The 17,431-nt window shown below is 38.0% G+C and carries 14 protein-coding genes; 8 read left to right on the top strand and 6 right to left on the bottom strand.

Going from position 1 to position 17,431, the window contains the following annotated elements:
- The first annotated feature begins 105 nt into the window (after window positions 1-105).
- From PVK71_RS11815 to PVK71_RS11785, 7 genes are all read left to right on the top strand, one after another.
- A complete protein-coding gene (locus PVK71_RS11815) occupies window positions 106-705 on the top strand; it encodes a GTP cyclohydrolase II (protein WP_274418835.1) in 600 nt (199 codons plus the stop codon).
- A gap of 220 nt (window positions 706-925) precedes the next feature.
- The gene (locus PVK71_RS11810; RefSeq protein ID WP_274418836.1) at window positions 926-2,179 is read left to right on the top strand and encodes an imelysin family protein; all 1,254 of its coding nucleotides are present in this window, start codon (window positions 926-928) and stop codon (window positions 2,177-2,179) included.
- A 175-nt stretch (window positions 2,180-2,354) separates the two neighbouring features.
- On the top strand, window positions 2,355-3,743 hold the full coding sequence (locus PVK71_RS11805) for a di-heme oxidoreductase family protein (RefSeq protein WP_274418954.1): 1,389 nt from the start codon (window positions 2,355-2,357) through the stop codon (window positions 3,741-3,743).
- Between the two features lie 10 nt (window positions 3,744-3,753).
- Window positions 3,754-4,773 carry an imelysin family protein gene (locus tag PVK71_RS11800; protein ID WP_274418838.1) on the top strand — a complete coding sequence of 340 codons (1,020 nt, stop codon included), beginning with the start codon at window positions 3,754-3,756 and terminating at the stop codon, window positions 4,771-4,773.
- On the top strand, window positions 4,763-5,878 hold the full coding sequence (locus tag PVK71_RS11795) for a DUF1513 domain-containing protein (protein ID WP_274418839.1): 1,116 nt from the start codon (window positions 4,763-4,765) through the stop codon (window positions 5,876-5,878). The genes PVK71_RS11800 and PVK71_RS11795 overlap by 11 nt, the downstream gene beginning before the upstream one ends.
- 85 nt (window positions 5,879-5,963) lie before the next feature.
- Entirely contained in the window at window positions 5,964-6,617 is a 654-nt protein-coding gene (locus PVK71_RS11790) for an MBL fold metallo-hydrolase (RefSeq protein ID WP_274418840.1), read from the top strand.
- Window positions 6,618-6,820: 203 nt separating this feature from the next.
- Window positions 6,821-7,207, top strand: coding sequence for a hypothetical protein (locus tag PVK71_RS11785; RefSeq protein ID WP_274418841.1), 387 nt, complete (start codon window positions 6,821-6,823; stop codon window positions 7,205-7,207).
- A gap of 125 nt (window positions 7,208-7,332) precedes the next feature.
- Here PVK71_RS11785 and PVK71_RS11780 read toward each other — a convergent pair whose 3' ends face one another.
- Window positions 7,333-8,250, bottom strand: coding sequence for a DUF3943 domain-containing protein (locus tag PVK71_RS11780; RefSeq protein WP_274418842.1), 918 nt, complete (start codon window positions 8,248-8,250; stop codon window positions 7,333-7,335).
- Window positions 8,251-8,421: 171 nt separating this feature from the next.
- Window positions 8,422-9,594: an aromatic amino acid transport family protein gene (locus PVK71_RS11775; RefSeq protein ID WP_274418843.1), complete on the bottom strand. Its 1,173-nt coding sequence runs from the start codon at window positions 9,592-9,594 to the stop codon at window positions 8,422-8,424.
- Window positions 9,595-9,821: 227 nt separating this feature from the next.
- Between PVK71_RS11775 and PVK71_RS11770 the strand changes: the two genes are divergently transcribed.
- A complete protein-coding gene (locus tag PVK71_RS11770) occupies window positions 9,822-11,057 on the top strand; it encodes a CinA family nicotinamide mononucleotide deamidase-related protein (RefSeq protein ID WP_274418844.1) in 1,236 nt (411 codons plus the stop codon).
- A gap of 49 nt (window positions 11,058-11,106) precedes the next feature.
- Here PVK71_RS11770 and yfaE read toward each other — a convergent pair whose 3' ends face one another.
- The 4 genes from yfaE to nrdA form a co-directional block, all read right to left on the bottom strand.
- Complete coding sequence (yfaE, locus tag PVK71_RS11765) at window positions 11,107-11,385, bottom strand: class I ribonucleotide reductase maintenance protein YfaE (protein ID WP_274418845.1); 279 nt, start codon at window positions 11,383-11,385, stop codon at window positions 11,107-11,109.
- Window positions 11,386-11,455: 70 nt separating this feature from the next.
- Window positions 11,456-13,531, bottom strand: a complete 2,076-nt coding sequence (locus tag PVK71_RS11760; RefSeq protein ID WP_274418847.1) for a tetratricopeptide repeat-containing diguanylate cyclase — start codon at window positions 13,529-13,531, stop codon at window positions 11,456-11,458.
- Between the two features lie 178 nt (window positions 13,532-13,709).
- On the bottom strand, window positions 13,710-14,843 hold the full coding sequence (gene nrdB, locus PVK71_RS11755) for a class Ia ribonucleoside-diphosphate reductase subunit beta (protein ID WP_274418848.1): 1,134 nt from the start codon (window positions 14,841-14,843) through the stop codon (window positions 13,710-13,712).
- A 174-nt stretch (window positions 14,844-15,017) separates the two neighbouring features.
- Window positions 15,018-17,294: a class 1a ribonucleoside-diphosphate reductase subunit alpha gene (gene nrdA / locus PVK71_RS11750; protein ID WP_274418851.1), complete on the bottom strand. Its 2,277-nt coding sequence runs from the start codon at window positions 17,292-17,294 to the stop codon at window positions 15,018-15,020.
- Between the last annotated feature and the right edge of the window lie 137 nt (window positions 17,295-17,431).

Genomic DNA, 17,431 nt, shown 5'->3' with positions numbered 1-17,431 from the left:
CCTTTTTTTTGATTCTTGCATATTTGCTAGGTATGCTTATGATCTTTTTATCAGATTAAATCGTAGAAGATCTGATCTTCTCATTGAAAAAGGCAGTAAATCAGCATGGCAAACGTAAGAGCCCGTATAGAGTTAAAAGTAGGGCAAAAAAGTAATATCCCTGCAGAAATGCTTTCATTTGAAGGCCTAGAGACTGAAAAAGAACATGTCGCTGTTATCTTTAATCACGCTGATAAGAATCAAACATCCCCTCTGGTTCGTATGCATTCAGAATGCTTAACGGGAGACGTATTTCATTCATCACGCTGTGATTGTGGTGAACAGTTAGAAGAAACTATTAATCGTATGTCTGAAAGTGGCGGTATTATTTTATATCTTCGCCAAGAGGGACGCGGTATTGGTTTGTATAATAAACTGGATGCTTATGAGCTTCAAAGCCAAGGAATGAACACCTATGAGGCTAATAACCACTTAGGTTTTGGTGATGACTTACGTGATTTTAAAGAAGCAGCTCAGATGCTTGAAGCATTAGGGCTTTCTAAAATTAAACTCGTCACCAATAATCCTAAGAAAATTGAAGATATTCAAAACTACGGTATTGAGTTAGAAGAAGTGGTTAATACGCATGCACATATTAAACAAGGTAATGAGCATTATTTAAAAGCAAAGGCAGCTCATGGGCATAACCTTGATTTAGATAAATAACTGCTATTTAACTAACGGCAAAAAGTACTTACTAGAGCCTCATCATTGGATGGGGCTTTTTTATATTCCATTGATGGCTTGTTAATCTAAATGATAAATATTTGCATTCCTATTTCTTTTCGGTATATTACGCAAATAAAAATTATTATCATTAATAAATTCTTACAGATTTCAATTAATGGTTTACAAACTCTATTCATTTGCTCAACAAGGACGATTTATGAACCACGTCAAATTTGCTCGAAATATTGTTACCATCTCACTTTTTGCTTTACCTGCGTTTTCTTATGCCGCGACTCAAACAGAAGTTGTTGAACATTACGCAGATATTGCTCATGCGGTATACAGTGATTCTTTAACGACAGCTCAGCAACTTGATAAAGCCATTCACACTTTTTTGAATAACCCATCTGAGAAAGGCTTACAAACGGTTAAAACAGCATGGAAAGCAGCGCGTGTGCCTTACCAACAATCAGAAGTATTCCGTTTTGGTAATGCCATTGTTGATGATTGGGAAGGGCAACTAAACGCATGGCCACTAGATGAAGGCTTAATTGATTACGTTGCCGATGATTACCAATATGAATTAGGCAATGACGGTGCTAAAGCTAATATCATTGCTTCTACCTCAATAAAAATTGGTGCAGAAACGCTTGATGTGAAAAACATAGAAGCAGATAAATTAGCGGATCTTAATGAGCTAGGCGGGTCAGAAGCAAATGTAGCGACGGGTTATCATGCCATTGAGTTTCTTTTATGGGGGCAAGATTTAAATGGCACAAATGCCGGTGCAGGTGAGCGACCATATACCGATTATGTTATTGGTTCTGCTTGTACTAACGGTAACTGTGAGCGCCGTGCTGAGTATTTAAAATCAGCTTCTGAGTTACTAATTAAAGATTTATCTTGGATGGAAAAGCAGTGGAAAGAAGGTGAGAAAAATTACCGTGCAGAGCTATTATCTGAATCATCAGAGCAAGGTTTGCGTAAGATGCTGTTTGGCATGGGCTCTTTATCATTAGGTGAGCTAGCGGGTGAACGCATGAAGGTAGCCTTAGAAGCCAATTCTACAGAAGATGAGCACGATTGTTTCTCTGATAATACGCACAACTCTCATTACTATAATGAACAAGGTATCTATAACGTATATACAGGCACTTACACTCGTGCAGATGGCTCTCAATTATCAGGCCCAAGTATTCACGATTTAGTTGCTAAGAAAGACGCAAAGGCAGCTAAAGAGATTCAGCAGCAATTTGATGCAACACGCACTCAAGTTGGAACGTTAGTATCGGCAGCTGAAAAAGATAACCAACATTTCGATCAGTTGATTGCTTCAGACAATGCAGCAGGTAATGCGTTGGTGAATAAATCCATCATGTCTTTAGTGCTACAAACCGCGTCGATTGAGCGCGCAGCAAATGTGATTGGTATTACAAGCTTAAACCCTGATACCGCAGATCACGAATTTTAATTATAACGTTAAGAAAAAGCAGTAGTACTCAGCTCAATCACTTCTCCCTCCCGATATAGTGATTGAGCTCTTTTATTTTCTAATATTGTCCTTATCGTAAAAAAAACAACTAAATAATACCAATCTAGGTATATGGATAAGAACAATATTAATGATGATCAGGATGTTCGATATCATGAAACCCGCAATGCTTGGAGCAATCGCTTTATTATCAATTCTTTCTTTCCCATCTTTTTCTGCCGATATCGCTTCTGGTGGAAAAACCAGCGTAAAGAAAAACGGTCAAAATGCCTTTTCTCTACCTGCCGCTAACCTACCAATGAGTAAACGACTAGATTTTAGTGTAGGTAATAGCTTTTTTCGTAATCCTTGGGTGCAAGCGCCTGCGTCTACCGATGCCCGTGATGGATTAGGCCCGTTCTTTAATACCAATGGTTGTCAGAGTTGTCATATTAAAGATGGGCGAGGCCATACGCCGAAAGAGGGGGATACTAATGCGGTTTCTATGTTAGTGCGGTTAAGTGTCCCTGCTTTAACTGCGGAGCAGAAAAAACGTGTCATTTTAGACGGGGTGATCCCAGAGCCAATTTACGGCGGTCAATTACAAGACTTTGCTTTACCAGGAATTGAACCAGAAGGCCAAATTAAAATAACTTATACAGCCCATCCAATCACTTTGGCTGATGGTGACGTTGTCACGTTACGTAAGCCTAATTTATCAATCACAAAGCTAGCGTATGGAGATATGGCAGATAATGTATTGCTCTCGGCACGGGTTGCTCCGCCAATGATTGGTTTGGGGTTATTAGAATCTATCTCCGAATCCACTATTTTAGGTTTTGCTGAACAACAAAAAAAAGAGGATCAAGGCATTTCTGGTAAGGCTAATCGCGTATGGAGTGTAGAAACCAATCAACTAGAGTTAGGTCGCTTTGGCTGGAAGGCTGGACAACCAACACTTATGCAGCAAAATGCTGCGGCGTTTAATGGTGATTTGGGTTTAACCAGTAATATGTTCCCTAAAGATGATTGTACTGAAGCTCAGGGGATTTGTGAGAAATTGCCTCACGGTGGTACACCTGAAGTGAGTGATAAGATTTTAAATTTTGTCGAGTTTTATTCTCAGCACTTAGCGGTTCCTATTCGTCGTAATGTTAATGCTCCTCAAGTAATTAAAGGACAACAGTTATTTAAAGATATCGGTTGTGAAAGTTGCCATAAAACAAATATCAAAACGGCAAAAGTTGAAGATAGGCCTGCGTTATCTAATCAGTTAATTCACCCTTATACGGACATGCTGCTTCATGATATGGGAGAAGGGCTTGCTGATAATAGACCAGAGTTTTTGGCTAATGGTCAAGAATGGCGAACACCACCACTGTGGGGGCTAGGTTATACAAAAGAAGTCAATGGACATACAGAGTTCTTGCATGATGGTCGAGCTCGAAATGTACTAGAAGCAATTTTATGGCATGGCGGTGAGGCTCAGCCATCTAAAGATAAAGTCATTCAATTATCGACAAAAGATCGTAATGCGTTATTAGCATTTTTAGATTCGTTATAAGGTGTAAGTAATGAAAACTATCTATTTATTGTTAAGCAGCACGGTGTTACTGACTGCCTGCCAAAGTACGAATGAGGCTAATCAAGTTCCTAACTCTACAAGTATGATTGACCATGTTTATTATATTGAGCAGCAGTCAGCCCAGCGTTTAGTTGAATCTAGTCAACGATTGGCGGAGAATTTTGAAGGGTATTGTACGAATAAAACTGAAAAAGAAATGCTGGTTATGCAGTGGCAGCAAACAATGCAAGCGTGGATGGCACTGCAAGGTCAAGAGCGAGGGCCAGAGGCAGCACTTAGTGTTAATTGGAATATTCAGTTTTGGCCTGATAAGAAAAACACCACTGGGCGTAAAATGTCTCAGTTGTTGAAAACAGAACAAACTTGGAATAGTGAGTTAATTCAGCAACAGAGTGTGACGACTCAAGGTTTAGGTGCGGTTGAGTGGTTATTATTTGATAAAGCCTCGATATTGCCAGCATCAGAGTCATGTCATCTAGGCCAAGCGATTACTGCAAATTTAGCGCTTAACACTCAAAAAGTCGCGAAAGCATGGCAAGTTAATCCATGGTCTCAATTAGATGAAACCATGTGGTTAAATGAATACATTGCGTTACTAGCTAATCAGCTTGATTACAGCATGAAAAAGCTCAGTCGCCCGCTTGCAAAGATAGGGCAACCTCGACCTTATTTCTCGGAATCATGGCGTTCAGAAACCTCCCTTACTTGGCTTAAATATAATGTAGAAGCGATGAAAAATTTGTATTTGGCAAATGGTGTTGGACTTGATGATTATTTACGTAAGCAAGGGTATGCTGATTTGGCTGATAGAATTGAAGACCATTTTAATTCTACGTTAGAAACATGGCCTGAATCGTCATCACTATTTGCTGAGTTACAGACAAAATCTGGTTATCAAAATACTTTGGCTCTATATAACAAATTCGAGTATTTGAAATACCTAATTCATGAAGAAGTGGCTATCGAATTGAACATTGCTATAGGATTTAATGCAACCGATGGCGATTAATAACCAAAGACGAAAACTGCTAAAATGTAGCCTAGGGGCCATAACATTGTCACCGTGGCTAACGGCGTGTTCATCCGTACCGAGTTCAGATAAAAATGCGGCTTTAATCTCTTGCTCTCGAACTTCAAATGGACATTTTGGTGCTGTGGTGGCTGATAATGAGGGAAACCCGATTCATTCTATCCCTTTACCGGAAAGAGGGCATGGCGTTGCAATTACGCCGAATGGTGAATTGGCCGTTGCATTTGCTCGTCGCCCCGGCAATTACATGCAATTATTTAATATAACGACGGGTGTAAGTTATCCAATTACGCCATCAATGCCAAATCGTTACTTCTATGGTCATGGTGTGTTTTCTTCTGATGGGTTAACGCTTTACACCACTGAAGGAGAGAAAGAAACCAGTCAGGGAGTTATCGGGGTTTATCAATTGCAGGGGACTCAATTAATAAAAGTGAGAGAGTTCTCAGGGTTTGGTATTGGTCCACATGAGGTAATTCGTGTTGATGATACGACCTTAGCCATTGGAGTTGGTGGTGTTCATACTAAAGGCCGAGTTCCTCTTAATTTAGAATCAATGAAACCAGCACTTGTGTATTTATCGACAAGTTCTGGTGAAGTTCTTGAACGCGTTGGATTAGCGGATCATAAATTAAGTATTCGTCACTTATCCTTAATGGATGATGGCCGAGTATTGTGTGGACAGCAATATCGAGGAGAGCCAGAAGATGGTGTGCCATTGGTTGCTGTACATCGACGTGGAGAAGCTCTACAACAATTAAATGCGGAACCAGAGGAGTGGTTGCGATTTAATCATTATATAGCGAGTATTGCTGTGCTTGGCGAACACGTTGTTGCTACGTCACCCAGAGGGAATTGTTACGGTGTTTGGAATTTAAAAAATAATCAATTGGTCGAGATCGCCTCGTTAGCTGATGCGTCAGGCGTGGTAGTCAATAATAGAGATAGTCGTTTATTACAATGGCACATTAGCTCTGGCACTGGCAAAGTGATTACTCGTTCTGAAAATGGTGAGGTGATTAGTCATCAAACTAATGTCATGTGGGATAACCATTGGAGTCAGATCACACAAACTGTGGTTTAACGATTACCATTAAAAGAAACATCATAATTCCCCTAAAATAAGAGCCGTGCTATTCTTGGAGTAACTATTTTAGGAAGAGAAAGCTATGAGTTTACAATATCAAATTATTCCAGTGACTCCTTATGAACAAAACTGCTCAATTGTATGGTGCGATGAAACTATGAAAGGGGTTGTTATCGATCCCGGCGGTGATGTTCAATTGCTAAAACAAGCGATTGATGCGTTAAATATTGATGTTGTACACATGGTACTAACTCATGGTCATCTCGATCATGTTGGTGGCACTGAAGACCTAGCTGCGATTACTAATGCATCGATTATTGGCCCACATAAAGAAGATAACTTTTGGTTACAAGGGCTTCCTAATCAAAGTGAACGATTTGGTTTCCCTCACACTGAAGCATTCGAGCCTAATCAATGGCTAAATGAAGGCGATGTGATTGAATTCGGTAATCAAAAGTTAGATGTTTTACACACTCCTGGTCATACACCGGGACATGTTGTTTTGTTTAACCAAGAAGCTAAGATGGCATTTGTTGGTGATGTATTATTTAAAGGTGCCATTGGTCGCTCTGATTTCCCTAAAGGTGATTTTGATACGCTGATTGCATCGATCAAAACAAAACTATGGCCTTTAGGTAATGAGATGAAATTTGTACCGGGCCATGGACCAGAGTCAACTTTTGGTCATGAGCGCAGAACAAACCCGTTTGTTGCGGATGAAATGCCATTCTGGTAAGAAAATTGGCAAAATTGCCGTACTTTTCGCCATACAGTGTCATCCTCTCTATAAATATTGCGCGTTTTTTGGTATAAAACGCGCTTCGCCAATTCCAATACGACTATTTGAGTTTCACTTTAGGAATTGACATCTTTTTTCCGCTATCATTTTTGAGTCTTAACGGCTTAAAAATAGAGTTAGCGCAACGGAGTTTAAGTTTCATGAAAATTGCTCACAAACGTAAAGTACAGTCTAAGCTGCATAAACGAATTAAAGCAACTGCACCAAAAACTGAAGTGAAAAAAGCAGCTAAACCTGCAAAAGTAGCTAAACCAGTTGAGAAGAAAGTGGAAGCAGTAGTTGCAGCAGCACCTAAAGCGGCAACAGTAGCGACAGATATCGCTCTTACGCCAAAGCAACAGACTGTATTTGATATTGTTTGCCAGAATCCTGAAGGTATCAATTCAAAAGAGATCGGTGTTAAAGCTGGTCAAGAAGAAGCAAAAGCAGCTGCATGGGCAACAGGTGGCTTGAAAAAGCTAGTTGAAGAAAACCTAGTTGTGCGTGAGCAGCTTGCTGGTAATAAAGTAATTTACAAAGCAGCATAATGCTTTAGTAACTCACTTTAAGACACAAAGAAGCCGAGACTGTCTCGGTTTTTTTGTGCCTGTGATATTTTGATATAAAAAAGGGCACTACAAAGAGTGCCCTTAATCGTTAAACTAAGAAAGGTTTAAAATTTTAATTTAACTTCAAGACCCACAAACTGATCGGTATAAGGCATACCTGCATCATAAGCAAATTGTGCGGCATCACCATTACTGAACCATGCATTATAAGCCAAGTTAACTTCAGTATCGCCACCCCATGCGTCCGTTACCCAATAGTGGATATGTCCGACAGGGTTTAAGAAGAACAGACTTACGCTACCTAAGGTATCTGAGCCCATGACTTCACCACCATTTTCTGTAATGCGTAGTTCTTGTTGTAACATTAGCTCACCAACAACAGCACCAAAGAATGGGGTTACGAATAAATCTTGAATAGAAGGTACTTCAGCAAATGCTTCTACCCCATACTCCCAAAAGAAAGTAGACATGGTTGTTGAGTATAAGAAAGATTCGAACTCATTAAAGCCTGCGTGACGTGCGGCAGTATAGTAAACACCACCAAAGTATGGGTGCATAATGTAATTTAAGAAATGCTCATCTTTATCCCAAACAGGGCCAGCACTTACGTTATCTTTCCATTTAGAACCCAGACCTTTAATGCTTGAATCTTCTGAATCCCATTTAGTAATGCTTTCAGGAAGAAAAGTCATTAAACCAACAGTTGCAACACTCAAGCCAAGGATGGTGTACGACTGCTCCATTAGGTAGTCCCAATCACGCTCGTCCGACACACGTAAATAGTGTGGTAATTGAGTGCTGTCTGCATACGTATCATTTTCTGAAACTTTAGACGGAGTAATATCACCATCTAATCGCATTGGAGAGAAATCAAAAGAGGCCGTTGAACAATAGCTAGAATAAATGTTGGTGGAGCAATCATTTTGATATTCCATGTCATAGGCGCTATTAGTATCTAATGCAAATGCTGGTGATGAAGCTGCACATCCTAAAAGCAAACTGGCTATTGCTTGTTTTTTCACGGAAAGTCCTTAATTAAATCAAATACTGAGCTAGATCACAATTATCTACTATTAGGCAGAAAATGCAAAACATAAAAGCAGTAAATGCCCAATTATGACTCTGTTAAAAAGAGAAATAGGCATTTACTTCAGATGGTTACAGTTAGCTTTTTTAGTTCAGTGTATTTGACGTTAGAATGAACTTAATACCTGACTACCAATAATGGTTAAGCCAAACAGTACGACAAGTGTAAGTGCAATATTACCACCTGCGACTGTGTATTCTGCATTATTATGTATTTTTCGAGCAGAAAAGACTAAAGCAACAGGTAAAAATAGAGCAAGAATTACAAGTGCGATAGCTGCATACCCTAGAGCGGTGATAAAACCTTGTGGGTAAAATAAAGCGAACATCAGTGGTGGAGTGTAGGTTAAAACAGCAGTTATGATAGATGATTTTTGCCATTTTTTTGAAGAGTCACGTAAAAACTCAAAAAGACCTAAACTCACACCAATAAACGAAGTTAATAGTGCTAAATCTGCGAATAATGATAAGGCAATCTGAATAAATTGATGATCGATTGATTGTTGAATCGTAGTAATGAACTGATTTAGACCATTAATTTGTTCAAATTCAGACTGAGATAATTGACCTAAAGTAATCCCTTGCCAAAACAAGTAAATGATTAAAGGAAGAGAAGAACCAATTAACAAGCTTATTTTTATCTTTTTGATATCAAGGTCAAGGTAATTAACGATTGCCGGGATACTGCCATGAAAACCAAATGAGGTGAAAATAACAGGCAAAGCAGTAATAAAGACCCCTTGATGTACAGGAAGTGACATTAAGTACTCGCCAGTAATGTTTGGTGTTAAGAAAAATAGAATCGACACCAGCATGATGAGTTTTAATGCAAATAACCCACGGTTAATGACATCAACCGTTTTTGTTCCAAGCGCAATAATTACTGCGACAATTATGGTAAACAGAATTGTTGAGAATGTTTTTGGTAGCTGAAAAGGACTCACTAGATTAATTTTCTCATGAAATTGTTCACTGCCACCTGCGATATATGCAGCGCATAATGCGTAAAAGAGAAATAACATTGAAAAAGTAGCGATTCGCTGCCCATTTTTTCCTAAAAATTGAAGTGCAAGGCTGTGTAGTGTTGCGCTTTGGTGCCCATGCTGATGAACTTCTAGCATTAACAAGCTTGTGTAACTCATGATCGCCCAAATACCGACCATTAACACACTTGCTGTAAAGAAACCAAGACTCGCAGAGACAAGAGGTAAGGCTAACATACCTGCGCCAATCGTTGTTCCTGCAATAATGAGAGAGCTTCCTAATACTTTTGTCTTCATTTATACCACTTCTATACTAAATCAAACCTTTTTTAATGGTGAGAATGTACGCGTATTTTAATATTAACTCAATCATTTTGTATTGATTGAATTACAGTTTTTGTAAATTAATATTTACACTTGGTTTTTTGGTGGATATTTATCTGAATTAAAACAAGATTAGTTTTTTAAAACGATTAATGTGATAAATTAGGAGGAATTATAGAAATATCAAAGAGGAAGAGTGCATGTTGCAAGTAGCAATGATTAGCACAGGCGAAGAAGTCCTTCATGGTGACATTGTTGATACCAATGCCGCGTGGATGTCTCAACTATTTTATCAACATGGTTTTAAGTTATCTAACCGCTCAACCGTCGGTGATAGCATTGATGCGTTGGTTGCTGAAATACAACACCAAACTCAAACCGCATCTATTGTTATAGTTAATGGTGGGTTAGGGCCAACATCTGATGATATTTCTAGTGAAGCAGCAGCAAAGGTGATGAATACGCCACTAGTCATGTCTCATTATTGGCTAGAACGAATGCAAGCTCGTTATTTAGAGCAAGGCCGAGAAATGCCAAATAGCAATATTAAACAGGCTATGCTACCTGAAGGGGCTCAGATAATTGATAACCCAGTGGGTACGGCTTGTGGCTTTTTTATCGAAGTAAATAAATCGATCGTATTGTTTACACCTGGTGTTCCTTCTGAATTTAAAGTAATGGTTGAACATCAAATATTGCCTCGTATGAAGCAGTGGCATCCAATGGTTGAAGCGTCTGAATGTAGCCGATTATTTACTTTTGGTTTATCTGAATCGGGCATTCAAGATAAACTGCAACAATTACGTTTACCTTATGGTTTTGAAATTGGTTATCGCTCGTCACTGCCTTTTATTGAAGTAAAACTGTTTGGACCTGCAAATCATGATGGCCGTTTCCCTGTACTAGAGCGTATGTATCATTTACTTGGCGATAATGTCGTTAGTGTTGATGAATCTATGTTGCCAAATGTAGGGGCGTTATTAAGTGAGTTTTCATTAAATCTTACTGTGGCAGAACAGGCGACAGGAGGGTGGTTAACCAACTGGTTACAAGAAGATGACCAAATCCGTGTAAATATGAAGCAAGGCTGGATTCTCTCTTCACAAGTCGATCAACAGATGGCAGGTCAAGATCCTTTAGCCGCCGCTTTAGCACTTGCAGCAGCAACACGTGAAAGAACTCAAACCGCCATTGGTTTAGCATCTGGACCAATTATTCAGGGAAAGGTTGCCGTTGCGTTATCTACTCCTTATGGAGAGTGGGGCCAGTTAGTGAGTCTGAAACGTAATTATGTTTATAATGACATGCGAGCGATTTTATCAACATTAATGCTTGATATGTTGCGTCGCTGTTTAGAAAAGAAACCAATGTTTGGTCAATATGAATCTCTGAATAGAGAATCTGAGATTTATGTACCACAAAGTGCATTGCAGTAATATTAGCTAAATATAAAATACTAAAGAGCGATCCTATAGGGTCGTTTTTTTATGCTTTTTTTTCAGTAAGTTGAAAGGTTACCCCTTCAATTATAAGATCTGATTTTGCTTTGCATACACATGGTAATATTTCGTTGGTAGATAAAAAGGCAAGAGGGAAACTCTGATAACTGACCTCACCTGATATCAATGTGCATCGACATGTACCACAGTCACCATTCCGACATTGTGACTCCACAATCATCCCGTTGCTTTCCATTATCTCTAGCAGGGTTTTATTTTCTTGATTGTGGAGCGTAGTTATTTTATTAATGTGGATTTTTGACATGTAATGGAAGCTCAGCTCATTAAATTGAACAAAATAATAGCATAAGTTTCACAGTAATGGGTGTGTCATTTTATTGAATCAGCGCTTCTGTATGAGAAAAATCATAGTAGCAATCTCGGCCCATCTCTTTAGCTTTATAGAGAGCCTTGTCTGCACGATCAACAACCTGAGAAAGTGTTAATGTATTTAAGCCTTCTTCTATGTAGCTAATGCCAATCGATGCCGAAACATAATGAGAGCATGTTGATTTTTCATGAGGGATAAATAAATACTTGATCGCTTTTAACAACGAATGTAATTTTCCCTGAGTTTTTTCTTTATTAATATCTGCGATTAAAATGAAAAACTCATCGCCGCCATAACGATAAACTTCAGTATTTAAACAATGAAAGTGCTCTTTGATTAATTTGCTGATATTAATCAGTACGTTATCGCCAGCAATATGCCCATAGGTGTCGTTATATTCTTTATAGTGATCAATATCAATCATTATAGAGGTGTAGGCATTAGAGGGCTGTTTTTTTAATTGTAGGAAATGTGCATCAAGTGATTTACGATTCCACACCTGTGTAAGGTGATCTGTTTGGGAAAGATAAAGCAGTTGTTGTCTGTTATATTGGTTTTCAAGCGCTATAGAAATATAGTTGATCAGCTGTGTAAACAGTTCAAAATGAAATGCTTGGTATTGATAGCTCTCTTTTGCTTGAACCGTAAATCCGGCTTGTATCTCACCATTGATTTTTATTGGTGAGAACATGACTGATTTAAAGTGAACCTTTTTATCGCACTTATCACCAAGCATGGTAACTTTTTGCTCGCTATTCATATGATTAAAATAAAAAGCTGAATCACTTTTTATACAATAGCTCATGTAAGTCGCTTCACTTTTGCAGTTGACCACATAGGGCGCTTTTGGTGTGTGATTCTCATCAAGGTAATGGATTGAAATAGAATCAGCTTTTTTATCGTAGAAGCCTAATGCTAGAGTATCTGTTTGAAATAAAGTAGAAAGGTCTTGTTGAATAGTAGGAAGAATACTCTGAAGATCAGTACTGTTATTAATGTATTGCCCAATTTTATTCACTAATGCTAAGTTATCTGACAATGACTTCATCGTGCTTAATTGTAATTTAGCTGTATTCAAGCGATACAATTGTTGTAGGTAATCACTTTCTCTTTTAAGTAATTCTCTTCGTGAATTAAGCAGCGAAGATGTTAATGTTTGGTAATGCTGTTCACGAATTTCAATTGCTGGGATATCTTTAATTCTAAGTAAGATTATGTCATTAAACCCATCAATTAATTTATCGCTTTCAATGCTTTTTGCAATGGATAAACCGCTTTCAATATAGGCATCTAACGTTTCGTACTTATGGTGACTTGTTAAATATTGGCAATATTCAAGGATCATTTCAGCTTGATAGTAGTTGTTTTGACAGCGACACATATTTTCAATAGATAAAAGATGAAAGGCACCTGCTTCATCAATATTATTATGGCCATTTGCAATTTCCGCTTTTATTTTGTAATAAAACCCTAACAATCGCGGTTCTTCTTTTATATCATCAAATAGGTTATCGAGAATATTTAACGCTTCATCAAAGTGGCATTGTTTCGCTTTAATTTCGGCTATGTTAAATTGAGATGTTGCGGCTGACAATTTATGAGCGTGCTGCTGCAGAAGCAAAGTGGCTTCTTCAAAATGTGTAAGGGCTTCATTGAAATTACCAAGCTGGAGAAAGATATCACCAATATTGTTTTTTATAAGGCCAATTATATAGTCATCACCAATCGGATTTGATTTTTCTGCTTTTGTTAAGAACTTATGAGCATAAAAATAGTTACCGAGCATGCCATAAATGGTGCCGATATTATAATGACAAAAACAAATAAGAAATTCTTGCTTATTTTGTTGAGCAAAAGTAATAGCATCGAAAAATAAGTTAATGGACTCGATTAGTCTTCCTGAGCGAGAATATAAGAACCTTTGAAAAATAAATTCAAATTGGGGGGGAATACTTTGGTTCTGCCTTAAAGATTCAGACGTAATAGTATTGAGGCGAAATTGCACCTGCTGTTTTGATGAAGCAATAGGCAGTTGCCTTACTTGCTCCAATAGATAACTTGTCCATTGTTCATTAGCCATAATTTATATTTATATTTTTTGTTCTATTACAATAGATTATGGCATATAAGTAATTTTACATGAAGCGACGTCTCGTTTCTGATACTTTTATATTGATGAAAATGTGGAGTGCGTCAAATTTTTGTCAAAAAAAAGCCGAAATAAAATTCGGCTTTTTAAAGAAAGAGGTGAAATGAAATTATAATTCAAAGTCGCCTAAATCATCAGCATCCACATCATTATCAATTTGTCCTACAAGATAAGAGCTGATCTCTGTTTCTTGAGGGGCAACTTGAACGTTATCAGAACTTAACCAAGAATTTATCCATGGAATTGGATTTTGTGTCGCACCTTCGTAAGCACTGTTAAGTCCAACCGCTTTCATGCGTAAGTTGGTAATATATTCAACGTATTGGCAAAGAATATCCTTGTTTAGGCCAATCATTGAGCCGTCTTTGAATAGATAGCTTGCCCACTCTTTTTCTTGCTCAGCAGCCGCTTTAAATAGATCAAAACACTCTTGCTCACATTCTGATGCAATTTCAACAAACTCAGGATCGTCTTGACCTGTACGAAGAAGATTTAGCATGTGCTGAGTACTGGTTAGGTGTAATGATTCATCACGAGCGATCAGTTTAATAATTTTAGCATTACCTTCCATTAATTCACGTTCAGCAAAAGCAAATGAACAAGCAAAGCTTACGTAGAATCGAATGGCTTCTAATGCGTTTACAGACATTAAGCAAAGGTATAATTTCTTTTTCAGCTCACGTTTAGAAATAGTAACTTCTTCACCATTTAAAACATGAGTACCTTCACCGAAACGATGGTAATCATTTGTTGCTTGGATTAGATTATCATAATAGTGAGCAATGTCTTTTGCACGCTTTAAAATTTCTTCATTTTCAACAATATCATCAAAAATTACAGAAGGGTTATTAACGATATTACGAATAATATGAGTATAAGAGCGTGAATGAATCGTTTCAGAGAATGACCATGTTTCAATCCAAGTTTCTAGTTCAGGAATAGAAACCAAAGGAAGCAGTGCCACATTTGGACTTCGACCTTGGATTGAATCTAATAAGGTTTGGTATTTTAGATTACTGATGAAGATATGTTGTTCATGCTCTGGTAGATTATTGTAATCAATGCGATCACCAGATACATCAACTTCTTCCGGACGCCAAAAGAACGAAAGTTGCTTTTCGATAAGTTTTTCAAAGATCTGAAATTTTTGTTGGTCATAACGAGCAACATTTACCGAGTTACCTAAGAACATAGGTTCTTTCAATTGATCATTTTTTTCTTGTCGAAAAGTACTGTACGCCATGGAAACCTCAATGTGATTAAAGCCAAAGAAATAGAGAAGGGCTTCTTAATTTAAAAATTATGCCGATAGATACCTATACGAACTTAGGTACATATTGGATTAATAATTACAGATATGGAGCTAAAAGATAAATAAGCCCGCTAATGAAAGCGGGCTTGATTTTAAAATGGAAACTTAGATCTTACAACCACCGCCTGCACAATCGTCATCTTGTCCAAGATCACCTTGTGAGTCGCTAGCACCATCACGGGTGTTATGATAATAAAGAGTTTTAAGACCTAGTTTATAAGCCGTTAATAGATCTTTTAACAGCAGCTTCATTGGCACTTTACCATTTGGCTGAATGTTTGGATCATAGTTTGTATTTGCTGAGATAGCTTGGTCAATAAACTTCTGCATAATACCTACAAGCTGCAAATACCCGTCGTTTGAACCGATATTCCAAAGTAACTCATAGTTATCTTTTAGATTTACGTAATCAGGAACAACTTGCTTCAAGATACCATCTTTAGATGCTTTTACTGACACAAACCCACGTGGCGGCTCAATACCATTAGTTGCATTAGAGATTTGAGAAGAGGTCTCAGAAGGCATTAATGCTGACAATGTTGAGTTACGTAGACCGTGAGTTTTGATTTCTTCTCGCAGTGTTTCCCAATCTAAATGCAGTTGCTCAGAACATACATTATCGATGTCTTTCTTATAAGAATCGATTGGTAAGATACCTTGTGCATACGTAGTTTCATTGAATGCAGGACAAGCACCTTGTTCTTTTGCTAAACCAACTGACGCTTTTAGAAGATAGAATTGAATAGCTTCAAACGTTTTATGTGTTAAGCCATTTGCACTACCATCAGAGTATTTAACGCCATTTTTTGCAAGGTAGTAAGCATAGTTAATTACACCAACCCCTAACGTACGACGATTCATTGTTGACTTGTATGCTGCTGGAAGAGGGTAGTCTTGGTAATCAAGCAGTGCATCAAGAGCACGTACTGCAAGTTCAGCTAATTCTTCAAGCTCTTCAAGTTTTTCAATAGCACCTAAGTTAAATGCAGAAAGCGTACATAATGCAATCTCGCCTTCTTCGTCATTTACGTGAGTTAGTGGTTTAGTCGGAAGCGCGATTTCTAAACATAAGTTCGATTGACGTACTGGTGCAACACTTGGATCAAATGGGCTGTGTGTATTACAGTGATCGACATTTTGAATATAGATACGACCTGTTGAAGCACGCTCTTGCATAAGTAGAGAGAATAATTCGATAGCTTTAACCGTTTCACGTTTAATCGAAGTATCTTGCTCATAGATCTCATATAGACGCTCAAATTCTATTTGGTCAGCAAAGAATGCATCGTATAGACCAGGAACATCAGATGGTGAGAATAAGCTAATGTGGCCACCTTTAATAAGGCGTGTGTACATTAATTTATTGATTTGTACACCGTAATCCATATGACGAACACGGTTCTCTTCAACACCACGGTTGTTTTTAAGAACCAATAGCGATTCTACTTCACGGTGCCAGATAGGGTAGAACAATGTTGCTGCACCACCACGAACACCACCTTGAGAACAACATTTTACCGCTGTTTGGAAATATTTGTAGAATGGGATACAACCAGTATGGAAAGCTTCACCATCACGGATCTCTGAGCCAAGAGCACGAATACGTCCAGCATTGATACCAATACCAGCACGTTGAGATACGTAACGTACAATCGAACCTGCAGTTGCATTGATAGAGTCTAAGCTATCATCACATTCAATTAATACACAAGAGCTAAACTGACGAGTAGGCGTACGTACACCAGACATGATTGGTGTAGGTAGTGAAATCTTGAATCGTGATGTTGCATCATAGAAACGTTGAATGTATTCAAGGCGCGTATCTTTAGGGTATTTAGCAAATAAACACGCCGCAACTAAGATATAAAGGAATTGTGCGCTTTCGTAAATCGCGCCCGTTACACGGTTCTGAACAAAATATTTACCTTCAAGCTGCTTAACTGCAGCGTATGAAAAATCCATATCACGGTTATGATCGATCATTTGATCCATCATATTAAATTCTGCTTCTGTGTAATCTTCGATAATGTGTTTATCGTATTTACCCAGTTCGATTAAGTTATTTACGTGCTTAAATAGTGTTGGTGGCTCAAATTGGCCATATGCTTTTTTACGAAGGTGGAAAACAGACAAACGAGCTGCTAAGTATTGATAATCAGGTGTTTCTTCAGAGATAAGGTCAGCAGCTGCTTTGATGATAGTCTCATGGATATCTGAGGTCTTCATACCTTCATAGAATTGGATATGAGACTTCATTTCAACTTGTGATACTGAAACGTTATCTAGACCTTCTGCAGCCCAGGTGATCACTTTATGGATCTTGTCTAAGTTGATCTTTTCTGTGGTGCCATTTCGCTTCGTAACGGTAAGCTGATGAGTCATTTGTCTACTTTTCCTTAGAATGAGGAACGAAAGATGTAATATTTGTAATTTTCGTTATTAATTTGTGATCAAGCTCATAGTGTTAAATTTGGAACTAAACACTATATATAGGGCTTAATAAATAATTGACTACAAGA

Origin of the sequence: Aliivibrio sp. S4MY1 (assembly GCF_028765545.1) — a bacterium.
Lineage (GTDB): Bacteria > Pseudomonadota > Gammaproteobacteria > Enterobacterales > Vibrionaceae > Aliivibrio.
Note: the sequence above shows the minus strand (reverse complement) of the source record. Positions and strands in the feature narration are given on the sequence as shown.

Excerpts from the sequence above, each read along its gene's own strand:
- PVK71_RS11815 (WP_274418835.1), top strand. The coding sequence starts at position 106 with ATGGCAAACGTAAGAGCCCGTATAGAGTTAAAAGTAGGGCAAAAAAGT.
- PVK71_RS11810 (WP_274418836.1), top strand. The coding sequence starts at position 926 with ATGAACCACGTCAAATTTGCTCGAAATATTGTTACCATCTCACTTTTT.
- PVK71_RS11805 (WP_274418954.1), top strand. The coding sequence starts at position 2,355 with ATGAAACCCGCAATGCTTGGAGCAATCGCTTTATTATCAATTCTTTCT.
- PVK71_RS11800 (WP_274418838.1), top strand. The coding sequence starts at position 3,754 with ATGAAAACTATCTATTTATTGTTAAGCAGCACGGTGTTACTGACTGCC.
- PVK71_RS11795 (WP_274418839.1), top strand. The coding sequence starts at position 4,763 with ATGGCGATTAATAACCAAAGACGAAAACTGCTAAAATGTAGCCTAGGG.
- PVK71_RS11790 (WP_274418840.1), top strand. The coding sequence starts at position 5,964 with ATGAGTTTACAATATCAAATTATTCCAGTGACTCCTTATGAACAAAAC.
- PVK71_RS11785 (WP_274418841.1), top strand. The coding sequence starts at position 6,821 with ATGAAAATTGCTCACAAACGTAAAGTACAGTCTAAGCTGCATAAACGA.
- PVK71_RS11775 (WP_274418843.1), bottom strand. The coding sequence starts at position 9,594 with ATGAAGACAAAAGTATTAGGAAGCTCTCTCATTATTGCAGGAACAACG.
- PVK71_RS11770 (WP_274418844.1), top strand. The coding sequence starts at position 9,822 with ATGTTGCAAGTAGCAATGATTAGCACAGGCGAAGAAGTCCTTCATGGT.
- yfaE (WP_274418845.1), bottom strand. The coding sequence starts at position 11,385 with ATGTCAAAAATCCACATTAATAAAATAACTACGCTCCACAATCAAGAA.
- PVK71_RS11760 (WP_274418847.1), bottom strand. The coding sequence starts at position 13,531 with ATGGCTAATGAACAATGGACAAGTTATCTATTGGAGCAAGTAAGGCAA.
- nrdB (WP_274418848.1), bottom strand. The coding sequence starts at position 14,843 with ATGGCGTACAGTACTTTTCGACAAGAAAAAAATGATCAATTGAAAGAA.
- nrdA (WP_274418851.1), bottom strand. The coding sequence starts at position 17,294 with ATGACTCATCAGCTTACCGTTACGAAGCGAAATGGCACCACAGAAAAG.